The 25,457-nt window shown below is 54.9% G+C and carries 23 protein-coding genes; 6 read left to right on the top strand and 17 right to left on the bottom strand.

The genetic code is table 11. From position 1 onward, the window contains the following. Window positions 1-63: 63 nt before the first annotated feature. Window positions 64-1,716 (top strand): bifunctional UDP-sugar hydrolase/5'-nucleotidase UshA, encoded by a 1,653-nt coding sequence (ushA, locus tag OGV71_RS10050; protein ID WP_003021791.1) that lies wholly within the window; start codon window positions 64-66, stop codon window positions 1,714-1,716. 107 nt (window positions 1,717-1,823) lie between these two features. On the opposite strand, the gene ybaK is transcribed toward ushA, so the two are convergent. The 10 genes from ybaK to OGV71_RS10000 all read right to left on the bottom strand — a co-directional run bounded on the left by ybaK (window position 1,824) and on the right by OGV71_RS10000 (window position 13,317). Next, window positions 1,824-2,303 carry a Cys-tRNA(Pro)/Cys-tRNA(Cys) deacylase YbaK gene (gene ybaK, locus OGV71_RS10045; protein ID WP_003021794.1) on the bottom strand — a complete coding sequence of 160 codons (480 nt, stop codon included), beginning with the start codon at window positions 2,301-2,303 and terminating at the stop codon, window positions 1,824-1,826. Window positions 2,304-2,504: 201 nt separating this feature from the next. Further along, window positions 2,505-3,299, bottom strand: a complete 795-nt coding sequence (locus OGV71_RS10040) for a TraB/GumN family protein (RefSeq protein WP_057063198.1) — start codon at window positions 3,297-3,299, stop codon at window positions 2,505-2,507. Window positions 3,300-3,399: 100 nt separating this feature from the next. Then, a complete protein-coding gene (gene copA, locus OGV71_RS10035; protein WP_044712822.1) occupies window positions 3,400-5,901 on the bottom strand; it encodes a copper-exporting P-type ATPase CopA in 2,502 nt (833 codons plus the stop codon). Window positions 5,902-6,048: 147 nt separating this feature from the next. Then, entirely contained in the window at window positions 6,049-6,819 is a 771-nt protein-coding gene (locus OGV71_RS10030) for a heme ABC transporter ATP-binding protein (protein ID WP_003021801.1), read from the bottom strand. Continuing rightward, a complete protein-coding gene (locus tag OGV71_RS10025; RefSeq protein ID WP_003021806.1) occupies window positions 6,816-7,808 on the bottom strand; it encodes a FecCD family ABC transporter permease in 993 nt (330 codons plus the stop codon). The genes OGV71_RS10030 and OGV71_RS10025 overlap by 4 nt, the downstream gene beginning before the upstream one ends. A gap of 51 nt (window positions 7,809-7,859) precedes the next feature. After that, complete coding sequence (chuY, locus tag OGV71_RS10020; RefSeq protein WP_003021809.1) at window positions 7,860-8,483, bottom strand: anaerobilin reductase; 624 nt, start codon at window positions 8,481-8,483, stop codon at window positions 7,860-7,862. Beyond that, window positions 8,483-8,977, bottom strand: a complete 495-nt coding sequence (hutX, locus tag OGV71_RS10015) for a heme utilization cystosolic carrier protein HutX (RefSeq protein WP_204583967.1) — start codon at window positions 8,975-8,977, stop codon at window positions 8,483-8,485. Before hutX ends, chuY begins: the two co-directional genes overlap by 1 nt. Window positions 8,978-8,989: 12 nt before the next feature. Beyond that, the gene (gene hutW, locus OGV71_RS10010; protein WP_003835810.1) at window positions 8,990-10,327 is read right to left on the bottom strand and encodes a heme anaerobic degradation radical SAM methyltransferase ChuW/HutW; all 1,338 of its coding nucleotides are present in this window, start codon (window positions 10,325-10,327) and stop codon (window positions 8,990-8,992) included. An 18-nt stretch (window positions 10,328-10,345) separates the two neighbouring features. After that, entirely contained in the window at window positions 10,346-11,170 is an 825-nt protein-coding gene (locus OGV71_RS10005; RefSeq protein WP_003835809.1) for a heme/hemin ABC transporter substrate-binding protein, read from the bottom strand. Window positions 11,171-11,172: 2 nt separating this feature from the next. Next, on the bottom strand, window positions 11,173-13,317 hold the full coding sequence (locus OGV71_RS10000) for a TonB-dependent receptor plug domain-containing protein (RefSeq protein WP_204583965.1): 2,145 nt from the start codon (window positions 13,315-13,317) through the stop codon (window positions 11,173-11,175). A gap of 289 nt (window positions 13,318-13,606) precedes the next feature. Here OGV71_RS10000 and cueR point away from each other — a divergent pair, with 289 nt between their 5' ends. Then, window positions 13,607-14,017 (top strand): Cu(I)-responsive transcriptional regulator, encoded by a 411-nt coding sequence (gene cueR, locus OGV71_RS09995; RefSeq protein ID WP_003021822.1) that lies wholly within the window; start codon window positions 13,607-13,609, stop codon window positions 14,015-14,017. On the opposite strand, the gene OGV71_RS09990 is transcribed toward cueR, so the two are convergent. The 4 genes from OGV71_RS09990 to OGV71_RS09975 are packed head-to-tail and all read right to left on the bottom strand — an operon-like array spanning window position 14,014 to window position 18,236. After that, window positions 14,014-14,730: a DUF3142 domain-containing protein gene (locus OGV71_RS09990; RefSeq protein ID WP_204583963.1), complete on the bottom strand. Its 717-nt coding sequence runs from the start codon at window positions 14,728-14,730 to the stop codon at window positions 14,014-14,016. The genes cueR and OGV71_RS09990 overlap by 4 nt on opposite strands. After that, window positions 14,700-16,844, bottom strand: a complete 2,145-nt coding sequence (locus OGV71_RS09985) for a PA5441 family protein (protein WP_204583962.1) — start codon at window positions 16,842-16,844, stop codon at window positions 14,700-14,702. Before OGV71_RS09985 ends, OGV71_RS09990 begins: the two co-directional genes overlap by 31 nt. Before the next feature lie 19 nt (window positions 16,845-16,863). Continuing rightward, window positions 16,864-17,322, bottom strand: coding sequence for an NfeD family protein (locus OGV71_RS09980; RefSeq protein WP_003021832.1), 459 nt, complete (start codon window positions 17,320-17,322; stop codon window positions 16,864-16,866). Further along, window positions 17,319-18,236 (bottom strand): SPFH domain-containing protein, encoded by a 918-nt coding sequence (locus tag OGV71_RS09975; protein ID WP_003021835.1) that lies wholly within the window; start codon window positions 18,234-18,236, stop codon window positions 17,319-17,321. The genes OGV71_RS09980 and OGV71_RS09975 overlap by 4 nt, the downstream gene beginning before the upstream one ends. Before the next feature lie 134 nt (window positions 18,237-18,370). Between OGV71_RS09975 and fetA the strand changes: the two genes are divergently transcribed. Both fetA and fetB read left to right on the top strand, forming a co-directional pair. Further along, window positions 18,371-19,048, top strand: coding sequence for an iron efflux ABC transporter ATP-binding subunit FetA (gene fetA / locus OGV71_RS09970; protein WP_058842536.1), 678 nt, complete (start codon window positions 18,371-18,373; stop codon window positions 19,046-19,048). Continuing rightward, on the top strand, window positions 19,035-19,814 hold the full coding sequence (gene fetB, locus OGV71_RS09965) for an iron efflux ABC transporter permease subunit FetB (RefSeq protein ID WP_003835795.1): 780 nt from the start codon (window positions 19,035-19,037) through the stop codon (window positions 19,812-19,814). Before fetA ends, fetB begins: the two co-directional genes overlap by 14 nt. A 78-nt stretch (window positions 19,815-19,892) precedes the next feature. Here fetB and OGV71_RS09960 read toward each other — a convergent pair whose 3' ends face one another. The 3 genes from OGV71_RS09960 to tesA are packed head-to-tail and all read right to left on the bottom strand — an operon-like array spanning window position 19,893 to window position 22,228. Continuing rightward, window positions 19,893-20,747, bottom strand: coding sequence for a co-chaperone YbbN (locus OGV71_RS09960; RefSeq protein ID WP_003021844.1), 855 nt, complete (start codon window positions 20,745-20,747; stop codon window positions 19,893-19,895). 58 nt (window positions 20,748-20,805) lie between these two features. Then, window positions 20,806-21,576, bottom strand: coding sequence for an SDR family oxidoreductase (locus OGV71_RS09955; RefSeq protein WP_003835790.1), 771 nt, complete (start codon window positions 21,574-21,576; stop codon window positions 20,806-20,808). A gap of 28 nt (window positions 21,577-21,604) precedes the next feature. Beyond that, complete coding sequence (tesA, locus tag OGV71_RS09950; RefSeq protein WP_071696929.1) at window positions 21,605-22,228, bottom strand: multifunctional acyl-CoA thioesterase I/protease I/lysophospholipase L1; 624 nt, start codon at window positions 22,226-22,228, stop codon at window positions 21,605-21,607. Here tesA and ybbA point away from each other — a divergent pair. Continuing rightward, entirely contained in the window at window positions 22,199-22,885 is a 687-nt protein-coding gene (gene ybbA, locus OGV71_RS09945; protein WP_048233212.1) for a putative ABC transporter ATP-binding protein YbbA, read from the top strand. The two genes, tesA and ybbA, sit on opposite strands and share 30 nt — an antisense overlap. Next, window positions 22,882-25,296 (top strand): putative ABC transporter permease subunit YbbP, encoded by a 2,415-nt coding sequence (gene ybbP, locus OGV71_RS09940; protein WP_286533152.1) that lies wholly within the window; start codon window positions 22,882-22,884, stop codon window positions 25,294-25,296. The genes ybbA and ybbP overlap by 4 nt, the downstream gene beginning before the upstream one ends. The last annotated feature ends 161 nt before the right edge of the window (window positions 25,297-25,457 follow it).

Below are 25,457 nucleotides of genomic sequence, written 5' to 3'. Positions count from 1 at the left end.
TTTTCGACTATTATTTCATATCATTGTAATTTCAGTCGTTGATTTTGGCTCAGGGAGAGAAATATGAAGTTTTTAAAACGGGGCGTGGCGCTGGCGTTATTAGCCGCATTTACGCTGGCAGGTCAGCCAGCGCAAGCGTATGAAAAAGATAAAACCTACAAAATTACCATTCTGCATACCAATGATCATCACGGTCACTTCTGGCGTAGCGAATATGGGGAATACGGACTGGCGGCGCAAAAAACGCTGGTGGACGGTATTCGTAAAGAGGTGGCTGAGGAAGGGGGCAGCGTACTGCTGCTTTCTGGTGGTGATATTAATACCGGCGTACCGGAGTCCGATCTGCAGGATGCGGAACCTGATTTTCGCGGGATGAACCTGATTGGCTATGACGCGATGGCGGTCGGAAACCACGAGTTTGATAATCCGCTTAGCGTATTGCGCCAGCAGGAAAAATGGTCCAAATTTCCGTTTCTCTCGGCCAATATTTATCAGAAAAGCACCGGCGAGCGTTTATTTAAGCCGTGGGCCATCTTTAAGCGCCAGGATTTAAAAATTGCCGTACTTGGTTTAACCACTGACGATACGGCAAAAATTGGCAACCCTGAGTTCTTTACCGATATCGAATTCCGTAAACCTGCTGATGAAGCCAAACTGGTTATTCAGGAACTGCATATGGGTGAAAAGCCAGACATCATTATCGCGACCACCCATATGGGACATTATGACAACGGCAACCACGGCTCGAACGCCCCTGGCGATGTCGAAATGGCGCGCAGCCTGCCAGCAGGTTCGCTGGCGATGATTGTCGGTGGCCACTCGCAGGATCCGGTGTGTATGGCTGCGGAAAATAAGAAGCAGGTTGATTACGTACCGGGTACGCCGTGTGCGCCAGATAAGCAAAATGGGATCTGGATTGTACAGGCCCACGAGTGGGGGAAATACGTGGGCCGGGCGGACTTTGAGTTCCGTAACGGCGAAATGAAAATGGTTAACTACCAGCTCATTCCCGTTAATCTGAAGAAAAAAGTGACTTGGGACAACGGTAAAAGTGAGCGCGTACTCTACACCCCGGAGATTGTTGAAAATCAGCAAATGCTTTCGCTGCTGACGCCGTTCCAGAATAAAGGTAAAGCGCAGCTCGACGTGAAAATCGGTAGCGTCAATGCGCGCCTCGAAGGCGACCGTAGCAAAGTCCGTTTCGTGCAAACCAATATGGGGCACTTGCTGCTGGCTGCGCAAATGGCGCGAACCAGCGCTGATTTTGGCGTGATGAGCGGCGGCGGTATCCGTGACTCCATCGAAGGTGGCGATATCACCTATAAGAGCGTGCTGAAGGTACAGCCGTTTGGCAACATCGTGGTGTACGCCGATATGAGCGGGAAAGAAGTGATTGATTATCTGACCGCGGTGGCGCAAATGAAGCCGGACTCCGGAGCCTACCCGCAGTTTGCCAACGTCAGCTTTGTAGCGAAAGACGGCAAACTTAACGATTTGAAAATCAAAGGCGAACCTGTTGACCCAGCCAAAACCTATCGTATGGCAACGCTGAGCTTCAACGCCACCGGCGGTGATGGCTATCCGCGCATTGATAACAAACCAGGCTATGTGAATACCGGGTTTATTGATGCGGAAGTGCTGAAAGAGTACGTACAGAAGAACTCACCGCTGGATGCCAGTGCGTATGAGCCGAAGGGTGAGGTGAGCTGGCAGTAACAGGGAGGAGTGCCGGATGGCGGTGCTGGCACCTTATCCGGCCTACAGGTCAGTGCGATTTGTAGGCCTTAAAGCTGCGCGCCATCAGGCATTCATTCTATAACCGCTTAATCCCGGCGGGCGATATCGGCGAATTTCGCATCCAGAATTTTCGCCAGATCGCTCGCTGCCAGTTCGATATCCAGCCCGCGTTTGCCGCCGGAAACATAAATGGTGTCAAACGTTTGGGCTGGCGCGTCGATAAGCGTCGGCAATCTTTTTTTCTGCCCCAGCGGGCTGATACCGCCTACCAGATAGCCGGTAGTGCGTTGCGCGACCATGGGATCGGCCATATCGACCTTTTTGGCACCCAATGCTTTGGCAACCTTTTTGAGATCCAGTTGACCTGCTACCGGTGTGACGGCGACCGCCAGATGCTTCATGTCGCCATTCACGGCAACCAGCAGCGTTTTGTAAACCTGGTCCGCGTTCAGACCTAACTTTCGCACCACTTCATCACCAAAGTTCGTCTCGGACGGATCGTGATCGTAGGTGTGGATCTGGAAAGAAATTTTGTTTTTTTCGAGTAATTTAACGGCGGGTGTCATAGCAATTTTCCTGGCCCAGACAAAATACGACTCAAGCATACGCCTGATGTCTGTCTAAAAAATAGTACCATCTTGCGCAATAGTATTGGCAGGATGATGACTTTGAGCGACAATCGAACTACACCGACGCTTTAAGCGCCGGGATCATAATAATGATGAAATTCCTCTTTGACGGGCCAATAGAGATATTGGCCATTTTTTTTACCGTAACATCTCCGGCAAATTTCCTTCTCCGTATAAATGCAGCGCGCCAACGGCCACGACGTAGTGACCAGCAGGCATCGCTCTGAGCCGATCGCGCCAGGCTGTGTTGCGTTGATGCATCAATACGTCATACAACGACTGGCTAAAGGTATTGGGAAGCGTCAGTTCGCTATTGCGCGGCGGCGTTTCAAGCCACCAGCCCATCATCTGCTGTAGCAGTCTGGCATTGGTATGCCAATGCGTCAGAGTATCGTCCAACAGGGCCAGTCCGTTATCAGGCAACTGACATAACAGCTCGATTTGACTGGATGCGCCTTCCAGTTCAATTATCGGTTTATGCGCCTGCTTAGCCGCATTCAACAGTTGATAATCAATCCCGTATTCCGCCCGCAGCCCTAGCTGCTGTGCCTGCGTTGCCTGTAATACCATGGCAATTTGCCATAACGGCTGAGTGGAGAGCAGGGAAGGAGAAATGCCCAGTTCATCGGTGACCTTATGCAGATTATCTAACTGCTCCGGGCTGATGCGCTCTTCGAGTGCGGCAAAGGTCGGCAGGTCGGCAAACGGCGTGTCGTCACCGGAAACATCCGCTTCGACAATCAGCGCATCGGCATGCTTGAGTTTTTTGAGTAATTTGGCAGGCAGAGGCGCCATATCGCGGCTGCCCATGTGAATGCTGCCAATCAGATGAAAATGGCGGTTGCCGGGCAAAGAGATGTCGATGGCAGGCCAGGTATAGTGGTTGCCGCGCAGTGCAGACCATAATGCTTTTACCCGGTATAACAAATCCATACGACCTCCCTAAGTGGAGAACCATGCTAGCGCGTGGCCGGAAAAGTCGCAATGCGTGAATTGCCGGATGGCGCAGTTGATAGCGCCATCCGGTAAAGGGTTACTCTTTAGGTTTGAAGCGCAGCAGTCGGTTCGCGTTGCTCACCACGGTAATGGAAGAAAGCGCCATCGCCGCCCCGGCGACTACCGGGTTGAGCAGCGTGCCGGTGAACGGCCACAGGATCCCAGCGGCAACCGGGATGCCGATGCTGTTGTAGATAAACGCGCCGAGCAGGTTCTGTTTCATATTGCGTAGTGTTGCCCGGGAGATAGACAGCGCATCCGCAACGCCCATCAGGCTATGACGCATCAGCGTAATCGCGGCTGTTTCAATCGCCACATCGCTGCCGCCACCCATGGCGATCCCTACATCGGCCTGAGCCAGCGCAGGTGCATCGTTGATACCGTCACCGACCATGGCGACCTGACGCCCCTGGCTCTGCAGACGCTTGATCGCTTCGGCCTTACCGTCCGGCAGAACGCCCGCAATCACCTCGTCAATGCCCGCCTCTTTGGCAATGGCGTTGGCGGTCGTTGGGTTGTCGCCGGTCAGCATCACCAGACGATACCCGGCGCGGTGCAGGCGCTGGAGCGCTGCCACGCTGTCGCTACGCAGTGGATCACGCACCGCTAACAGCGCCGCCGCTTTACCATCAATCGCCAACAGGACCGGAGTTGAACCCTGGGAAGCCTGAGCGGTGATTTCAGCTTCCATTTCAGTGGTATCTACCTGCTGTTCATTGAGCAGTGCCTGATTTCCCAGCAGCAACGTATGACCTTCGGTCTCGCCACTGACGCCTAACCCGCGCAGCGTACGGAAACCGTTGACCTGCGGCAGCGAGACATCGCCTGCTTTGTCCAGAATCGCCCTGGCCAGCGGGTGGCTGGAACCCTGTTCAAGGGCGGCAGCCAGACGAATTGCCCGCGCTTCATCGGTGTTGCCAAACGTTTTGATGGCGACAACCTGCGGTTTGCCTTCAGTCAGCGTCCCGGTCTTATCAAAGACGAGAGTATCGAGCGTGCTGGCGCGCTGCAGCGCATCGGCATCGCGTACCAGTACCCCAAACTCAGCGGCACGCCCCACGCCGGAAATAATCGACATCGGCGTTGCCAGGCCCAGCGCACAAGGGCAGGCGATAATCAGAACGGTGGTGGCAATGACCAGCGTATAGACAATCTGCGGTGCTGGTCCAAAGAAATACCAGATAGCCGCACTGACCAGCGCAATGGCGACCACGACCGGAACGAACACCGAGGAGATACGGTCGGCCAGTTTGCCAATTTCCGGTTTGCTGCTTTGCGCTTGACGCACCATACGAATAATGCGTGACAGCGTGGTGTGGCTGCCAACGGCGCTGGCGCGGAACAGCACGCTGCCGTCCTGTACGACCGTACCGGCGTGGACGCTATCGCCTTCACCTTTTTGTTGCGGAATCGGCTCACCGGTCAGCATCGCTTCATCCAGCCAGGCTTCGCCCTGCGTAATTTCTCCATCGACTGGCACGCGGTCGCCAGTGGTCAGGCGCAACAACATTCCCGCCTGAACGTCTGCCAGCGGCACGTTCTTTTCACCTTCGTCAGTAACGACGCGTGCGGTCGGTGGCGTCAGATCAAGCAGTTTTTCCAGCGCTTTGGACGAGCGCTGGCGAGCCCGCGCTTCCAGCATGTGTCCGAGGTTAATCAGACCAATAATCATGGCGCTGGCTTCATAATAGAGGTGTCGCGCTTCCATCGGGAACCATTGCGGCCAGAGGTTGACGCTCATGGAATAGAGCCATGCCACCCCTGTACCCAGCGCGACCAACGTATCCATAGTCGCGGTGCCGTTCATCAGGCTTTTCCACGCATTGCGGTAAAAGTGACCGCCCGCGAAAACCATCACCGCAAGCGTTGCCAGACCAATCGTCAGCCACAGGCTGCGGTTGTCATCGCTCACCATCATGTTGTCGCCAATCATTCCCCATACCATGACAGGGATACCCAGCAGCAGCGCGACGGCCGCCTGCCAGCGAAAACGTTTCATGGTTGCCACGGCGGTTTCTTGCTGACGCTCGCGGCGCTTAGCATCATCTTCAATGGCTTCTGCGCCGTAGCCTGCTTTTTCCACCGCCTGCACTAAATCTGCGGCGGAGGCACTGCCCATTACCAGCGCAGTGCGTTCCGCCAGGTTTACCCGTGCCTGGGTGACACCCGGTACGCTTTGCAATGCATTTTGTACACGGGTCACACAACTGGCGCAGCTCATGCCGTTTAACAGCAACTGTTGGCTGTCATCATCAGCCGTAGCTGCCGGAAGCTCGGAAGGGACCGCTGCCAGTGCTTCCGACGGGATTGATGACTCCGTCAGCGGTTTAGCCTTTGGGTGGCTTAACTCCGCGCCGTAACCGGCTTGTTTGATGGTTTCAATCAGCGCTTCTGCGCTGGCGCTCCCGGTAACATGCGCCTCTGTCACGGAGACATCCGCTTGCTCAACATCCGGACGTTGTTCCAGACTTTCTTTAACGCGTTTTACGCAGTGACCACAGGACAAACCGTCCAGGGTTAGATCGATTGTTTGAGACATAACCAACTCCTTCATTGCAGGTTTAACTGACTGTGATAAAGGTTAAACCTTCCAGCAAGGGGAAGGTCAAGGGTGTTTTTAGAAAAGATGAAAAAAGGGGCGAAGGGGGAAAAAACGGGAACGTCACCTCAGAGCGTTCCCGGTCTGTTATTGATTGAGGACGATAAGCGGCGTTCGATGCTCCGGTTCATTTATGACCGTGAGATCGGCACCGTACAGCGCGTTCAGCGCCCGTTGCTTCAGGACATCCTGCGGATACCCGTTATCAACAATCCTGCCGCGTTCCATCAATACCACGCGGTCGGCATAACGCGCTGCGAGGTTGAGATCGTGCAGGACGCAGCAGACGCTAAACTGCCGTTCACGCACCAGGCGACGCAGCAGACGAAAAAGGTGCTGCTGGTGGTGAATATCCAGGGCGGAGGTAGGTTCATCGAGAAATAACCATTTGGGCCGAGGCACGGGCTCCCAAAGCTGAACCAGCAGGCGCGCCAGCTGTACCCGCTGTTGTTCTCCTCCCGACAGATGCCGGTAATCGCGCGCGGCCAGCGCCTGGCAGTCGCACAACGTCATGATGTGTTCCGTTTCATCGCCCGTATTGCGCGTGCGATACGGATGCCTGCCCATGCGAATAACCTCCTGCACGCTAAACGGGAAGGCCATATGACTGTTCTGGCGCATCACGGCACGGGTTTTTGCCAGCTCGGTGATTGACCATTCGTTCAGCGGCTTGCCGAATAAGCTACAGCGCCCACTGTGAGGTTGCAGATAACCCGTGAGCTGGCGTAGCAGCGTTGATTTCCCGGCGCCATTCGGGCCAAGAATCGCGATAATCTCTCCTTCAGGTAGCGTCAGGGAAACATCGTCGGTCAATCGTCTGCCCTGAATGTGGTAAACCAGATTTTCAGCAACGATCATGACACCCTCCGGCTACGCAGTATTAACCACAGAAAATACGGTCCTCCGATCAGGCTGGTTAACAGACCAACGGGCATTTCGGCAGGCTGCACCAGAGTGCGGGCCAGCGTATCGGCAATCAGGAGTAGACAGGCGCCCGCCAGCGTCGAGCAGGGAATCAACCAGCGATGATCGGCGCCAGTAGTCATTCTGATCAGATGTGGGATCACCAGGCCAATAAAACCAATTACGCCGCTGACGGAAACGGCAGCACCAACCAGTAGCGAGCTGAGCAACAGTAACTGCTGGCGCTTACGTTTGACGTTCACGCCGAGGTAATGCGCCTCTTCATCACCCAATTGCAGCAAATTAAGCGTGCCCGCCATACAGACGGTGACAGCAATGGCTGGAAGAACAAAGGTACTGGCAACCAGCAGCGTTGGCCACTGGGCCTGGCCGAGATTGCCCATCATCCACAGCGTAAGTTGACGTAGCTGTTGCTCATCGCCCACATAGCTCAGTACGCCAATAGCCGAACCGCACAAAGCATTGATAGCGATACCGGCTAACAGCAGTTGCATCATTCCGCCGTGGCTATGACGCTGGCTTATCAGGAAAATAATCGTGCAGACCACCATGCTGCCCGCGACGGCAAAAATCATCTGCTCATACAGCACCAGCACCACGGGAAACGAAAAGGGGATAACTATCGCGATACCGACCATCAGCGCGGAGCCGCTACTGACACCAAGCAGGCCAGGATCGGCCATCGGATTGCGAAAAAGCCCCTGCATGATAACCCCTGCCGTTGCCAGCGCTGCGCCTACCAGAACGGCCAGCAACACACGGGGCAAGCGGATGTTCAACCAGATGTCACGGTATTCGTCGTTGAACAGCGCGCTGAAGCTAATGTTCAGCGCCCCCTGGCTGGCTCCGAAGAGCATCAGAGCGACCAACAACAGAGAAAGACCCGTCAGAATGCTGACGGAAGAAAGCGAGTCCTTAAGCACGCAACGCTCCATAACGTCTTTGCGGCGCGAAGTTCCCGCGCCGCGAGGGGTTTACGCGGGTTTCAGTCCTGGCTCAACCAAACTGTAAATCTGGTTATTGAGTGACGGGGCTGTAGCCAGTTCGTGAATGTGCCTTGCAACATCTGCACGCATCACAAAACCATGGCACTCCTCGGCCTGTATCCGTTGCGCCTGACCTGTGGCTGCACCGTTCAGCAAACCGCCGGGGCGGAGAATGGCGTAGTCCAGTTGACTGGTTTGTAGCCAGCTTTCAGCCAACGATTTTTCCCGTACAGCCTGACCAAATGCGGCCCTGGCGCGTGGGGACAAAAAGGGCCAACTGTCGCCACAGCCAAGCGAAGTCACCAGAATCATGCGTTTGATCTCCGCTTTTTCTGCTTCATCAATGACGGTTCTGTGCGCCAGATAATCCTGGGCACCGCCCATGGAGGAGATCACCGTGGCATGTTGACCCGCTGCGCGACAGGCACAGGCGGTGACCTGGCTGTCGCAGGCGTCGCCAATGAAGACCTGCACACCTTTTTCCTGCAACCCGGCAGCGACCTGTGCGTTGCGAACGACGGCAATCACCGGACGTTGTTCCGCCAGTGCGAGTGCCAGTGTTTTCGCGCCGACGCCGCTACCACCTGCACCAAAAATGAGCCATGGAGCCATCAGGCATGTTCCTTTAAGGATGAAGACAGCGCGTGAAAGGCGCTGACCTGGTCGGCCAGTAGCTGACGATGCTCATCCCGACCGAGGAAAATTTTGAACATAGCGCTACCCGCCTGGTTAAAGAAGAGAATGGACGCGGTGTCCATGCCCATAAATTTGCGTTTAATCAGGGCGATATGTGTGCAGTTTTCTGCCTTGATATGACCGGTCATGCCTTTTTTGCCGCGCAGGTTGAAGTAACCGTGGCGGTGGAATCCTGAAGGTAATTCACCCGTGAATTCCAGTATGACATCAGCAGTATGGACCAGGGTGGTGACTTTGCCCCATTCGCTGACGGTTTCCCAGACGGTATCAAATTGACTGCCGGAAACCAGCGTCGGGGAGGGGAGGTTTTTCACCACCTCCAGCAGCGTGGTGTTGTACTGGGCTGCGATAGCTTCCAGCGTACCGTCCGGCTCAGTTTTCAAAAAATCCTGTAAAGAGACATGGCTCATACTTCACTCCTTTTATGGTTGCTCTACCGCAATGCGCGGCGCGTTAAGTGCCTGAATCAGTTCATCAAGAGACTGCAAAATATTGCTCGCCCAAAAACGCCCTTCATTGGTCAGGCGTACACAGGTGCTGGCATCTCGCGTCAGTCCTGCGTGATGCCACTGGGTCAGTAGCGGGGTCAGTTTTTGTGCATGAGGTGTCAGTTCATCCAGCGGGACGCGGGCCGTTTCAATACCGGCCTGGAGGGTGTGTCGCCACTGGAAACCACGCTCGGCGGTGCGCATCATCATCATGAGCGGTTTTTTTCCGGCGGCGATGGATTCATGCCATGTGGTCAGATTGCGCTCGACCATCCAGGAATAGCCATTGACTGACCCTCCTGCGCCAGAGCCGAATGCCAGACAGTCTGCGCCCTGTTTAATCAGCAGGTTGTACAGATTGCGTTCCCGTGTGGTGCGCGCCCAGTGGCTGTTGCTGATGCAGCGCCAGCCCGCGCTGTCCATAAAATCGCAGCCCTGAAGATAGAGGTCGCGACGTTCGGCAGGAGAGGGAACCGTTGTGCGCCCGGTTTCAACCGCTTTGCCAAGCGGTGTATTAGGGAGCAGGTTCAGAGCATAAAGATCTACGCCGTCGAGGCCGATGTCGCGGGCAATCGCCAGATCCTCGCTCCACACCTTTGCGTCCTGTCCTGGCAGACCAAACAGCAGATCGCAGACCACGGCGGCTCGATCCCGTTTTACCAACCCCTGCATAAAGGCCATCGCGGTCGGGCCGTCCGAAGTGCGCGCCATTTTCTTGCGGATCCGGCTGTTAAATGACTGAATGCCGATCGAAAATCGATTGGCGCCAGCGTCAAGGCAGGCATCTATTCGCGCATCGTCAAAATTGAGTACCCGCCCCTCAATGGTGATTTCGCAGTCCGGCGCCAGCGGTAGCTTGTCACGTAGTGCGGTGATGATTCTGGCCAGATCCCGTGCCGACAGCGCAGACGGTGTACCGCCGCCAAAATAGACGGCGTGAATCGGGGCCGACTGATGCAATGCGCTATCGGCTTCCATCTCTATTTCGCGTAATAGCGCGTTGGTGTAGCGGGCGCAGTGATCCTCTTCAAAGCGGTTTTGATAAAAACCGCAGAAAGTACAATGTGTTGCACAGAAAGGGATATGCAAGTACACCAACCGTTTCCGCGGTGGGGTTGGCTGGCTGATGACCTCCTGCCAGGTTTGTGACAATAGCTCTTTGGCAACCGGGATCGCCCCACGCCAGGGCATCGTGGCGCGGCGATCCTTAAATGGCTGACTTCCCTCGAGCGCAAAATGCGCGGTGAGATCCAGCGAGTGTTCAGTTTTCATTGTTCTTTATAAATCCAGTTAGTGAGGCCAGAATTGCTGGTGCAGGGCTTCAACCGCATCGGCGACGCGCGGCCCCATACCCAGAATCAGCGCCTGGTCAATCGCCACAATGCGCTGGTTTTTCCAGGCCGCAGTGTGGGTAATCCCGGCAATCGCGCTCAGACGAGCCAGACCGCCATCCACCATTTGCGACGTCACCACGATCACCTCTGGGTTGGCGGCGATCAGCGATTCCGCGCTGTAGCTTTTATACTGCGCATGGGTGGCGACATTTTGTGCGCCTGCGAGGGTCATAATGGCATCGGCAACGCTGCCTTTTCCGGCGACCTGTGGCGCGCTGCCGCCAGCGGAGAGAATGAACATGGCTTTGACCGGCGCGTTTTTCGCTGCCACGTTGTGCTGAACGCGATCCAGACGTTGACGTATGCGATCGATCAACGTCTCACCTTGTTCGGGAATGCGCAGGGTTTGAGCCAGTTCCCGAATGTTGGCGTACATCTGTTCGACGGTGGCCGGTACGCGCGGCAACGTCACGACGTTAACTTTTTGCGCCCGCAACTGATCCAACACGATTTGAGGGCCAGCATCCTGCCAGGTGATAAAGCTGTCCGGATGCAGCGATAAAATGCCCTCGCTGCTTAACTGCTTCCAGTAGCCGATATGCGGGAGTGCGGCAGTTTCGGGTGGATACGAGGTGGTTTCATCAACGCCGACCACCCGGTTGCCGATGCCCATGGCGTATATCAGTTCGCTAAGAGAGCCGCCCGCCACCACCAGGCGGTCGGCGGACTGGGCACTGAAAACGCAGGCGAGGCTCAGTAAGCCAATCAAGAGTTTTTTCATCGTCAGAAATTCCACGCAAAGCCAACGGCGGCATTGAAACCAGCGTCTGGAATAGATTCATGCGCGGTTCTGTAACGCTTGTCGGTCAGGTTGTTGAGCGCGAGGTTGACCTGATACTGATCCTGCGGACCGAACTCGGTGTTGAATGCAAGGTTAAGCGTGGCCCAGCCTGGGTAGTTGATTTCCGTGGTGCCGGTATTATCTTTGGCGCTGGACGCCGCGCGGATAAAAACATCGGACGTCAGGTTAGCGGCGTTCATCAACCAGGTATGTTTCAGGCCGACGCGCCCGGTCAGAGTGGGTTCGCCGGTATCCCAGGTTTTAAGGGTATTGCCTTCGTACTGACGGCGAATGAGATTACCGCTCAGGTAAGGTGAAACTGCCCAGCCGTTGTATTCTGCGGTGAGTTCCATGCCCCAGGTTTTGGCCCGATCGATGTTGTCGTAGTAGTAATAGCCGCCCCGTGAAGAGGTGGTATTACCGCTGCATACGGGTTGACCTGAACAGGCCAGGCTGGCGATATAGTCTTTGGCTTCGGAGTAATAAATGGCGCCGTCAATCAGCCACATATTCCCTTTATACCGTGCACCCAGCTCATAGTTATTCGAGTGTTCCGCCTTCAGGTTTGGATTGCCGTAGGTTACGCTGCCGCCTGCGGACGTCTGCATAAACAGCTGAGTCAGCGTGGGGAAGACATAGCCTTGGGCATATGCAGCCCGAAGTTCAAGATCTTTAAAACCGGAATAGCGTAGGCTGGTTGAGGTCACCAGTTCATCATCGTGAACGGAATTTCCTCCGGTGGATTGCCAGGTGCTGCCGCTGCTTTGCAGGGTTTGCGTATCGTTGCGCTTGAGCTTCGAAGACAGCCAGTACTGGCGTGCGCCCACGGTCCACGTCCAGTCATCGGCAAAGCGCCAGTCGTTTTGCGCGAACAATGAGGTGTTGCTTTGCTCCGCTTCGTTGTATGACAGGGTACGTGTTTGCGTATCGAAGAAGCCGGTAGCTGCGGTCTGGCGCGTACTGCCGTCCGTGTCCTGTTTTATTATGTCATGCTGATATTGAGTGCCAATCACCAGCTCGTTGTTAGCAGGCAGGGAGAAGTTGCTCTGTAGCGTTACCCCCTGGGTATACTGTTTGTCGTTGGTATTGGTCTGATTGCTGACCGTCAGCGCTTTAATCATCGGGCTGGGGATAACCTGGGTCGTTTTGACCCGGTTTTCAAATTTGCGCTCTATTGTCTGGCTGTATGCGTCAACATGGATGTTCTTCAGGTAATCCCCATCGGCCGCGTAGTCGTAGAAAAGACCGATTTTCTCGCGTTCCAGCTTAGGTATTTTGACGCTAAAGTCGTCGAACTGGCCCTCTGGATCGTCAAACCAGGTTTGAGTAGACAGTTTGTAACGATCGAGGGAGAGCCCAATTTTGTGGCGATCGAAGTTGTAACCCAGCCATACGCCCTGGCCGTTATTACGGAAGTTGGTGTTGGGCAATCTTCCGTCAGGCGTATCGCGGTCCCCCTGGTCGGAATAGCTGCCATTGATGCGGTAGTCAAAGTTTCCGATGCTACCCCAGGCCGCTGCCGACTCTTCCCATCCTGCCGTTGCGGAGTTATAAACAGCCTTAACGCTGCCGCCGAGAGGCTTATCACCGCCTTTTTTGGTAATAAAGTTTACGACGCCGCCAATCGCCTGCGAACCGTAGAGGACAGAATAGGGGCCTTTGACCACTTCAATCCGTTCCAGCGCGGATTCGTCAATCAGCAAACCGGCTCCGTAGTTTTGTCCGGCACGTTGGTAACTGACGACCTGGCCGTCGATCAAAATCAGCACCCGCGAAGACGCTTCGCCACGGATACGAATTTGTTTCCGCCCTGCGAGGGCGTTATCGGTGACTTCGACGCCGGGAATATCTTGTAAATCATCAGCAATAGAAACGCTGGTGGAGTTTTGCAGTGTCTGGCGATCGATAACCTGGATGGTTGCAGGGCTATCCCAAAGGCTACTTTCTGTGCGGTTAGCCGTGACGATAACCGTGTCTTCGTCGGACGTAGAAGCGTGTGTTGGAGAGGTAGCGGCAAAAGCGGTGCCGGACATGCATAATGTCAGGGCTGAAAGAATAAATGGCCTTTGGTTATTCCGTGGCAACATAAGAGAACCTTTATTGAATGTAAATGATCATCATTATCATTCGCGTTTATATATAAAATTGTTTCCCTTTGTTCAAGATGAAAGATGTAGAACCAATATATCTTTTGATTTGAGTCAATTTCGTGCAGTCATTAAATGCATAAATGTGATCTAAATCGGATATAACAATGTGAATTAAAAGGATTTGTGCATCGTGGTGAGGGTGGGGAATGTGCAGGGTTCACGGGTAAATCATCAGGACAATCTGGGCTATAATGGGCTCAGTACCAACAAGATCCGCGGGGGAAATGTGAATATTAGCGATGTTGCGAAAAGAACCGGTTTGACCAGCAAAGCGATACGCTTTTATGAAGAAAAAGGCTTAGTGACGCCGCCGCTGCGTAGCGAAAATGGCTATCGCACATACAACCAACAGCATCTGAATGAACTTACGCTGCTGCGCCAGGCACGCCAGGTGGGTTTTAATCTCGAAGAGTGCGGCGAACTGGTGAATCTGTTTAACGATCCGGCGCGTCATAGCGCAGATGTGAAAAAGCGTACCTTAGAAAAGGTCGCGGACATTGAGCGGCATATCAGCGAGCTGCAGGCCATGCGCTTGCATTTGCTGGCACTGGCGGAGAGTTGCCCTGGCGATGACAGCGCCGAATGCCCGATCATTGATAACCTCTCCGGCTGCTGCCACCATAAAGCGAAGGCTTAACGGCGAGGGGGATTAAGCATAAATACCACCGTGCCGTGGTACCACGGGGATTTCTCAAGCTGCGCTTCAGCCTGCGGGTCCCGGCTACCGTTTTGCACCAGCCCCAGCTTAAACGGAATGCGCAGACGACTGAGTGCGGGCAGATACGCCTGATAATTCGTTACCGTATGACGGCCCTGATAGCTCTGGACCACCAGTTCATCGACCGCCAGCGCATTCAGCGTGGCGACGTCGCCCGTTTTTGCCCAATCCAGCAGTCCAGTCACGCCAAGTGCAAACTCGGCCGGTAACTGTTGGCGTAATTGCTGCAGAAAGCGGGCGTAATCGGCAAGCTGATGGGTCGCCGCGTCAAAATCAACCTGCAGGCCGACTACATGATTCCCGGCGGCCTGCCAGCGTTGCATCAATCTTATGATGCGAGCCGGGATCGCCTCCGGTACGTCGAGCGTGGTAAAGCGCACGGTCAGCCAGATCGAGGGAAAAGACAGGCGGCTGACCGGCAGCCCGAGACGCTGGAAAACCACGTTACCCGAACGAACCAGCACCTCACCCTGATGCAGATAGACCGTTTGTGCGTCTTTCAGCTCATCACTGGCCTTCACGCCGGACCACAGCCAGAAGGCCGGATGCTCACGGGCGGCGACGATATCCGCCGCCTGCGGCTGGCCTGTCAGCAGCGCGGTTACCAGTAGTATTTGAGTTTTTGCGCCCACGGACTTCCCGGATACTGCGTTTTCAGTTGGGTGAACCAGCCTTTACGCTGCAGTTTATCCACTTCCTCACCGCCGCACTCGTTAGAGCCTGACGGCGCATAGCACATGATGGCGCGATACAGCGCGAAGCTCTTGTCTTCAACCTCTGCTTTCGGCGAAGTGATCACCTGCTGATAGTAGCGTTGCCTGTCGAACTGACCGAACGGCTCCTTGCGCGATATTGCTGATTCAAGAACGTCGTTGCCAGCACTGTTTTTCCACAAATCGACGTGGGTTTGCGTGGTGCGGAAGAATTCGCCTAAGCAGTTCAGCGCGTGGGCATCATCCGCTTTTTTGCTCAATACCGTTACCGTTTCATTGAGGGTGCGACAGGTGTAACCGCGCTCGGCAGCGTCGCCGTTCCAGTCGAAAATACTCAGATTAACGTCATCAAACGCGTCGCCAATAACCGGCGGAGTAATGGCGCTGGCCAGTTTTCTGTCATTCAACCAGTCGCCAAAGCGGTTTTCGGTAAGATCGCGTACCAGCAGCGTATGCAGGGCGATGGTACGCTCTTCATTGTTAGGTCCATGGACGGCCTGCTGGCGCAGCAGTTCAGGCGAGGCCTGTGTTTTCAGTATCTGCGAGCGAAAACGCAGGTTGGTTACTGCGCTTTCTGGGGCAAAAACCGCCGCCACGTCGCCGCTATAAACCAGCGTTGCGGCGAGCTTAGCCTGTACATACTGCTGCTGTTCGTTGTTCTGGCTGAGTTTTAGCAACTGCTGCCAGAAATCACGCGCCGCGCGCCAGTTCTTCTGGCCCATCAGCGCTTCGCCGTACAGCACTTGTTCGCTGAAGGCGAGGGTATCGTGAACGGCAAGTTTCTGCGCTGGCGTAACTGCCTGAATAATCGCCGCGTAGTTCTCCGTCGCCAGCCACAGATTCAGTTGCAGATCGCGCCATAGCGGCAGTTTTTGGCTCTGCTCAAACACCGGTTTGCTGGCATCGAGCTGCGCCTGGGTCAGCGTGGGTTTACTGTTGTTATCCAGACGCAGCGCGCGCAGCAGTTCGATATAGCTGACAAGCGGCGCATCGGGGAATGCTTCCACCACGGACTGTTCGTAGAACGCCATACCGTAGACATTATCGTATTCGATGACTATTTCTCGCAGTTGCCGAGCGTCAGCCGACTGCTGGAGCGTCTGCTCATACAACCCGGCCAGCTGCGGCCACGCCTGTAAATACCAGTTGATGCGACGCAGCATACCGCGCGCGGAGTCGGCATACAGGCCTTGCGGGAAGCGTTGCAGGTAGGCTTGTGCCTGTGTCTGAGCCTGAGTCGCGTCCTCGCGGTTAATTTTTGCAATATCAAAATCGCCGTACTCGCCTACGCTGTTCTGGCTGCTCTTGTTCAAGGCCGCACGCATCAGCATGTATTGCGCGGTCTCTGCCAGCCACGGGCGCTCACTTTTGGCAAGCTGAGTGAAATCCCGTTCGGCGCTGGCATAATCACCGGCATAGAAACTGGCAGCTGCGGCCAGATAATTTTTATAGGACTGAGCCGATGAATCAGCCGGGAGGGTGGCAAGTGAAGACTCAATTTGCTCGCGGGTTGCCCCGGATAGCAGCCCCGTACGCGCCTGGGCTAAGGCCTGGCGCTGTTCCGCCGTTAACGTCGAGTCGGCCAGCAGTGCGGCAAAAAATGCGCTGACGCTCTCGGTGTTATTCGAAACATGACGGTTCTCAAGCTCAGCGTCGTTGACGTTTATTTCGTCTGCGCTAATGTTCAGTTCGGCCATCTGTCGGGAGAGTGGGCTGTCTGCGGCGGATGCCGGAGCAGCGGCTGGCTGCGAGGTTGCCTCATCCCATTGCGGGTGATAGGCAAAATAGAAATCCCGGGAGCGGGTGATATCTGCTGGCATTGATTGCACCGGCAGAGCAAATGATTTTTCCTGGCTCAGCAGCCGCAGCAGGTTGTCGCGACTGTCGTTTTCAGGGTTGAAGGTCGGCATGCCTTTCAGCAGGCAGCTGTCGTCGCTCCATTTGCAGTCTTCCATATCGAAAGAGGCGAATGCCTGCGGGGCGGCGGTCAGTAATGTGCAAAGGGCAAAGGCAAGGGGTGTCTTCCTGACCATAGTCTTATTTCCTGTCTTTTTAGTGTGATACCGCTTTAATAATCAGGGTTATCCCTTCAACGGCAATGACTTCAACCTGCGTTCCGGCGCTCAAATCGTCGCTGGCGCTAACGGGCCATGAGCTATCGCCGACGCGCATGTGTCCGCGACCATTGACCAGGGCGGTTTCCAGAATAAATCGTCGGCCAACCAGCTGCTGTCCGCGCTGGTTAAGATGGCTGTCGGCGGGTTTCTGCTCCTGAACGCGCCTTGCCAGCCATTTCCACCACAGCCACGCCGCCAGCAGGGTGAGGACGGCGAACATTGCCCCCTGCCACGCCCAGTCTAGCGGAACGAGCCAGACGACCAGACCGGTAATCACCGCTGCCACGCCGCTCCACAGCAGATAGCCGTTGCCGCCCAGCATCTCGGCGGCGAGTAGCAAACCGCCGAGGCTGAGCCAGAAGATGTGCGGGTGCACCAGAATCATCGCTATCATGATTTTTTCCGCTCGCTGGCGCTGTCCTTAACCAGTTCGGCGATCCCGGCAATAGAGCCCATCAGGCTGCTGGCATCCAGCGGCATCATCACCACTTTGCTGTTATTCGACGAGCCGATATGCTGCAGCGCTTCGGTGTATTTCTGTGCCACGAAGTAGTTCACTGCCTGAATATCCCCAGCAGCAATGGCCTCAGACACCATCTGCGTTGCGCGAGCTTCGGCTTCTGCTGAACGTTCACGCGCTTCAGCCTGTAAAAACGCGGACTGGCGTTCACCTTCCGCTTTAAGGATCTTCGACTGTTTCTCACCTTCTGCCTTGACGATTTCTGCCTGACGGATCCCTTCGGCCTCAAGAATGTAGGCGCGCTTGGTACGTTCGGCTTTCATCTGCGCGTTCATCGCGTCGATAAGTTCTGCCGGAGGACGCACGTCGCGGATCTCGATACGGGTGATTTTGATGCCCCAGGGATTCGTGGCTTCATCAACAATATGCAGCAGGCGCGTGTTGATGTTGTCGCGTTGGGAGAGCATTTCATCGAGTTCCATCGAACCGAGAACGGTACGAATGTTGGTCATGGTCAGGTTGATAATCGCCAGTTCCAGGTTGCTGACTTCATAGGCCGCTTTCGGCGCGTCGATCACCTGAATAAAGCACACGGCATCAATTGCGACGTTGGCGTTATCTTTGGAGATGACTTCCTGAGAAGGGATATCAAGCACCTGTTCCATCATGTTGATCTTACGACCAATGCGGTCCATGAACGGCACAACAAGGCTTAAACCCGGTTGCAGGGTTTTGGTGTAACGGCCAAAACGCTCTACCGTCCACTGATATCCCTGCGGGACGATTTTGACGCCAGCGCCGACGATCACCAGCGCGACAAAAATAAGAATAGGAATAAAAATGAGCATTGATGAAACCTCCTGTTGTGCTGTCCTTTACTGCCTCATTAATCAAATTATACCCGATTTATCAAGGTGGGCTCCCTTATAATAAATTACAGGCATAGACTGTCTGCACGAAAGATGTAAAAAAGGAATGGGTAATGGAAGAAAGCAGTATTTTGCTTCAGTTAAAAAATGTCGCATGGCAGGCAGGGGAGACGCAGGTTCTCAATAACATCTGTTTTGATCTCCGCGCCGGAGAATTTAAGCTGATTACCGGCCAGTCCGGCTGTGGGAAAAGTACGTTACTCAAGATTGTGGCGTCATTAATGAGTCCGACTGCCGGTGAAATTCTCTTTGAAGGCAAGGAGATAAATACCCTCAAGCCGGAAACGTATCGCCAGCAGGTCTCCTATTGTGCGCAAACGCCTGCTTTATTTGGTGACACCGTTTACGACAACCTCATTTTCCCCTGGCAAATCCGTAACAAACGTCCGGAGCCGGATGCGTTTCTGAGCGATCTGGCCCATTTTGATCTCCCCGAGACGATCCTCAAAAAAAGCATCAATGAGCTGTCCGGTGGCGAGAAGCAGCGCGTCTCGCTAATTCGTAATTTGCAGTTTCTGCCCAAAATTCTGCTGCTTGATGAAATCACCAGCGCGCTGGATGAGGCTAATAAACGTAATGTGAACGAATTAATTCACCACTATGTTCGCGATAAGAATATTGCGGTGCTGTGGGTGACGCACGACAAAGATGAAATTACGCATGCGGATAATGTCATAACCCTTCAACCGCACGCCGGAGAAATGCAGGAAGCACGCAATGAACGAGCATAATATTACCAATGAGTCCCTGGCATTAGCGATGATGCTGGTGGTGGTGGCGATCCTGATTAGCCACAAAGAAAAACTGGCGCTGGAGAAAGATATTCTCTGGAGCGTTTGCCGGGCAGTGGTTCAGCTGATTATCGTCGGCTATGTGCTGAAATATATTTTTGGCGTTAACCACAGTATTCTGACCTTACTGATGGTGCTGTTTATCTGCTTTAACGCGGCTTATAACGCACAAAAGCGCAGTAAATATATTGATAAAGCTTTCCTCTCGTCGTTTATCGCTATCACGGTGGGGGCGGGGCTAACGCTGGCGGTGCTGGTTTTGTCTGGCTCTATCGAGTTCACGCCGATGCAGGTCATCCCGATCTCCGGCATGATTGCAGGCAATGCGATGGTGGCAGTGGGGCTGTGTTACAACAATCTGGGACAGCGGTTTAACAGCGAACAGCAGCAAATTCAGGAAAAACTTAGCCTCGGCGCGACGCCGAAAGTGGCCTCTGCGCCGCTGATTCGCGACAGCATTCGCGCCTCGCTGATCCCAACGATCGACTCTGCAAAAACGGTAGGGCTGGTAAGTTTACCGGGGATGATGTCCGGGTTGATCTTCGCGGGTATTGATCCAGTAAAAGCGATTAAATATCAGATTATGGTGACGTTTATGCTGCTTTCTACCGCCAGCCTGTCGACCATTATTGCCTGCTACCTGACTTATCGGAAGTTCTATAATTCGCGCCACCAATTAGTCGTAACGCATTTGAAGAAGACGTGATGTGATGCCGGAGGGATCGGTATTGGTAGAATTTGTATGCCCGATAAGCGCAAGCGCCATCGGGCAAAATCAAACGGATTAGTACAACAGTGCGTACAGTTGGCGGCGGTATTTTGAGGCCAGCGCATCGCCGGTTCCGAGTGCGGCAAGGATCTCCTGGAAGGTCTTACGTGCCTGACCGTCGGCAGCAGTGAGATCTTTCTTCAGGTGGCTGAACAGCAGTTCCAGTGATTCCTCGTTACGTCCGACCTGATGTAACTGGATGGCTAGTTGAGTTGCCAGCACCGCATCCTGCGGATTGCTGGCGACTTGCTGCTGCAGCTGTTGGATTTCCGGCGTATCCGCCGCCTGCTTCAGCAGTTCTATCTGCGCCACCAGTCCCTGATAGCGGGTGTCCTGATCCTGCAACGGAATGGTTTTCAGCACCGCTTCGGCATCGTCAGAACGATTGAGGGCGATTTGCGTTTCCGCCAGCAGCAGGCCAATTTCGCTGCTTTGGTTGGAGATCTGCCAGGCTTCTTTCAGCAGCGGCAGTGCATCCGCGTGATTACCGGCTTCGATGAATTCGATAGCCTGACGCGCTTTCAGCTCTTCTTCGCTCGGCAACACTTTTTCCAGCAGTGCGCGGATAACCTCTTCCGGCTGCGGGCCCTGGAATCCGTCTACTGGCTGACCGTTCTGGAACAGATAAACCGTAGGGATGGCGCGCAGGCCAAACTGAGAAGCGATCATCTGCTCGGCGTCGCAGTCGAGCTTGGCGAGAATAAACTGACCGTTGTACTGGGCGGCAAGGCTCTCCAGTACCGGCGTCAATTGCAGGCAGTGCTGGCTGCGCTCAGACCAAAAATAGAACAGGACCGGCGTGGTCATCGACTGTTCAAGGGTCTGCTGCAGGTTCGATTCGTTAATGTTAACAATATTCTGTGTGGACATGGAGTTACTCTCTTTTGTCGATTTCTTGTTACATGGGGGCTGACGCGCGTGCTTCAACTCAACCCTGTAAAATTTTGTCCATTATGCGGCCTGGCAACAGGCGTTTAAGTAGCATCACTGCCCAGGTCACCAGCGTAACCGGATAACGTAGCTTCGGTTTATCGCTCTCAAAGGCATGACGTACTTTGGCGACAACCGCTTCTGGTCCCAGCGTAAAACGCGCGGCAATGCCGGGGTTTTCCACGGGAGCATCGCTCTGGGTCTGGTTAACGTTTTCGGTAAAGCGGGTACGGATGGGGCCGGGCTCAATCAGGCTGACCTTAATGCCGCTGTGGCGCAGTTCCATACGCAGCGCGTCGGACCAGGCTTCCAGCGCATATTTGCTGGCGGCATAGGCGCCGCGTCCTGGCGTTGAGATCAATCCCATCACCGATGAAGTCATCACGATACGTCCTTCGCCGTGAGGGAGCATAGCGGGCAACAGGCGCATGGTAAGCTGATGTGCGCCAAAGAAGTTGGCGGAAAATTGCTGTTCCATCTGTTCACGGCTGATGGTGGGCAGGGGACCATAGACACCGTATCCGGCGTTGTTAAAGATCCCATATAAACGATTATCGGTCAGGGCGATCACTTCATCGGCGGCACGATCCACGCTTTCGGGTGAATCCAGATCCAGCAATACGCCAGTGAATCCCATACTGTTCATACGCGCGACATCGTCAGGTTTGCGACAGCCTGCCAGAATTTGAAAACCCTGGCGCTTTAGTTCAAGTGCGCTTTCCAGACCGATTCCGCTGGAACATCCTGTTATTAAGACCGATTTTTGCATAACTTTACCTGTCAGGATCTCCGTTGTTTTATGAGTCGTGATTTACTAGAGGAGTGAGATGTTGCGCCATCCAGTCGGCAATAAACGGCTGAGCGTCACGGTTAGGATGAATACCATCATCCTGCATCCACTGGGGTTTCAGATAAACCTCTTCCATAAAAAATGGCAGCAGAGGAATATCAAACTCTTTGGCGAGCTTTGGATAAATCGCGCTAAAGGTTTCATTATAACGGCGGCCATAGTTTGCCGGCAGACGAATTTGCATCAGCAGCGGTTCGGCATTTGCCGCTTTGATATCCTGCAGAATCGTGCGCAGGGTTTGTTCGGTTTGCGCAGGCGCAAAGCCGCGCAGGCCATCGTTACCGCCAAGTTCGACCAGCACCCAGCGCGGCTGGTGCTGCTTGAGTAATGCAGGCAGACGGGCCAGACCTTGCTGCGAGGTGTCGCCGCTAATGCTGGCATTCACCACTGGCGTTTTGGTTTGCCATTTATCATTAAGTAGCGCAGGCCACGCGGCGCTGGCGGACATACGGTATCCGGCGCTCAGGCTGTCACCCAGAATTAATAACGTGTCCGCAGCGGCGGCGCGGAAAGTTAACAGGACCAGGAACAGGAAAGGCCAATGCCAGCGGAAAACATTGTTGAAGTTCATCATCTTAAGAAATCCGTCGGTCAGGGTGATCAAGAGCTATCCATCCTTACCGGAGTTGAACTGGTTGTCAAACGCGCCGAGACCATTGCGTTGATTGGCGAGTCGGGATCGGGGAAATCCACGCTGCTGGCGATCCTCGCCGGGCTGGACGATGGCACCAGCGGTGAAGTCAGCCTGGTGGGGCAGGCGCTGCACACTATGGACGAAGAAGCCCGGGCGCAGCTGCGGGCGCGGCACGTGGGTTTTGTCTTCCAGTCATTCATGTTAATTCCAACCCTCAACGCGCTGGAAAACGTCGAACTGCCCGCGCTGCTACGCGGCGAAAATAGCGGAAAAAGTCGTGACGGGGCAAAAACGCTGCTGGAGCAACTGGGGTTGGGAAAACGTCTTGATCATCTTCCGGCCCAGCTTTCCGGCGGGGAGCAGCAACGCGTAGCGCTGGCACGGGCGTTTAACGGACGCCCTGACGTGCTGTTTGCCGATGAACCAACGGGCAATCTGGACCGCCAGACCGGAGACAAAATCGCCGACCTGCTGTTTTCTCTGAACCGGGAACACGGTACCACCCTGATTCTGGTGACCCATGACCCGCAGCTGGCGGCGCGTTGCGATAGGCGTTTACGCCTGGTGAACGGACAGTTGCAGGAGGAGGCATGATTGCACGCTGGTTCTGGCGCGAATGGCGCTCGCCTTCATTACTGATTGTCTGGCTGGCGTTAAGCCTGGCGGTGGCCTGTGTACTGGCGCTTGGCAATATCAGCGATCGCATGGAAAAAGGGTTGAGCCAGCAAAGTCGTGAGTTTATGGCGGGCGATCGGTCGCTGCAAAGTTCGCGCGCCGTACCGAAAGCGTGGATTGACGAGGCGCGACAGCGTGGTCTGAAGGTGGGTGAACAGCTCACCTTTGCCACCATGACCTTTGCCCGGGATACGCCGCAACTGGCGAACGTCAAAGCAGTGGATGATGTGTATCCGATGTACGGCACGCTGCAAACCAATCCGCCGGGGCTGAAACCGCAGCCGGGCTCAGTGCTGTTGGCCCCGCGTCTGATGGCGCTACTCAACTTAAAAATCGGTGATTCCATCGACGTTGGCGATGCCACCCTGCGCATCGCCGGAGAAGTGGTGCAGGAACCGGATTCCGGTTTTAATCCCTTCCAGATAGCGCCGCGCCTGATGATGAACATGGCGGATGTCGAAAAAACGGCGGCGGTCCAGCCGGGAAGCCGTGTGACCTGGCGCTATAAATTTGGCGGTACGCCACAGCAACTGGAAGTCTATGAAAAATGGCTGCTTCCGCAGTTAAAGCCGGAACAGCGTTGGTATGGGCTGAAGCAGGATGAAGGGGCGTTGGGGAAATCACTGGAGCGTTCGCAACAGTTCCTGCTGCTGTCGGCACTGTTAACGCTACTGCTGGCGGTTGCTGCCGTTGCCGTGGCGATGAATCATTACTGTCGCAGTCGTTACGATTTGGTGGCGATATTAAAAACGCTCGGTGCGGGCAGGGCGCAGCTGCGCAAGCTGATTATTGGCCAGTGGCTGATGGTGCTGGCGCTGTCTGGCTTGACCGGCGGGCTGTTCGGGCTGTTATTTGAGCGGGTGCTGGTGGTATTACTGAAGCCAGTTCTGCCCGGTGAGCTACCGCCCGCCAGCCTTTGGCCGTGGCTGTGGGCACTCGGTACGATGACCGTCATTTCTCTGTTGGTGGGGCTACGCCCTTATCGCTTGCTGCTGGCGACGCAGCCGCTGCGGGTACTGCGTCGCGACGTGGTGGCAAACGTCTGGCCGCTTCAGGTCTATCTGCCCGTAGCAACGATAGTTGTGGTTGCGCTGCTAGCCGGATTGATGGGCGGAAGTATGCTGCTGTGGGCGGTACTGGCCGGGGCGGTGGTGCTGGCGCTGCTGTGCGGCGTGTTGGGCTGGATGCTGCTTAACCTGCTGCGTGGTCTGACGCTGACCTCGTTGCCGCTGCGTTTGGCGGTCAGCCGGCTGTTGCGCCAGCCGTGGTCAACGCTGAGCCAGCTGTCGGCATTTTCGCTGTCCTTTATGCTGCTGGCGCTGTTGCTGGTGCTGCGCGGTGATCTCCTCGATCGCTGGCAGCAGCAAATGCCGCCGGAAAGTCCAAACTATTTTCTGATCAACATTGCCACCGAGCAGGTGGCTCCGCTGAAGGTTTTCCTTGCTGAGCATCAGGTGATCCCTGAGTCGTTCTACCCGATAGTGCGGGCGCGTCTGACGGCGATCAATGAGAAATCGACCGAAGGCAATCAGGATGAAGCGCTGAACCGCGAGCTTAATCTGACCTGGCAGGATACCCGCCCGGATCATAACCCGATCGTTGCCGGTAGCTGGCCGCCAAAAGCGGGCGAAGTGTCGATGGAAGAGGGGCTGGCGAAACGGCTGAACGTTAAGCTTGGCGATCGGGTGACCTTTATGGGGGATACCCAGGATTTCAGCGCCACGGTCAGCAGTCTGCGCAAAGTGGACTGGGAAAGCCTGCGACCAAACTTTTTCTTTATCTTCCCTTCCGGCGCGCTGGATGCTCAGCCACAAAGCTGGTTAACCAGCTTTCGTTGGGAGAACGGCAACGGCATGCTGACGCAGCTTAACCGCGAATTCCCGACTATCAGCCTGCTGGATATTGGCGCTATTCTCAAACAGGTGAGTCAGGTGCTGGAGCAGGTGAGCCGCGCGCTGGAGGTGATGGTAGTGCTGGTCACCGCTTGCGGTATGTTGCTGCTATTGGCGCAGGTGCAGGTCGGGATGCGTCAGCGTCATCAGGAACTGGTGGTCTGGCGCACGCTGGGCGCGGGCAAGAAGCTGCTGCGTACCACGCTGTGGTGCGAGTTCGCCATGCTCGGGATGGTCGCCGGACTGGTGGCGGCCATCGGGGCGGAAACTGCGCTGGCGGTGCTGCAAACCCGCGTGTTTGATTTCCCCTGGGAGCCAGACTGGCGGCTGTGGGTTGTGTTGCCGCTTTGTGGGGCATTGCTGCTCTCTCTCTGTGGCGGATGGCTCGGTTCACGTCTTCTTAAAGGCAAAGCGCTGTTCCGTCAGTTCAGCAGTTAATTCATATTCGTGATGATTACGCACCGGTTTTTTTAAATCGGTGCTTTTTTTTATCTATGTAGCACAAAATGATAACTCATTGATATTTAACAGCACAGAACAATAAAAACCCGACAACACGAGTGTATTAATAAACGTTAATATTTGTATGCTGAATAATT

This window comes from Citrobacter sp. Cf088, assembly GCF_030334295.1.
In the GTDB taxonomy this organism is placed as follows: domain Bacteria; phylum Pseudomonadota; class Gammaproteobacteria; order Enterobacterales; family Enterobacteriaceae; genus Citrobacter; species Citrobacter freundii.
Note: the sequence above shows the minus strand (reverse complement) of the source record. Positions and strands in the feature narration are given on the sequence as shown.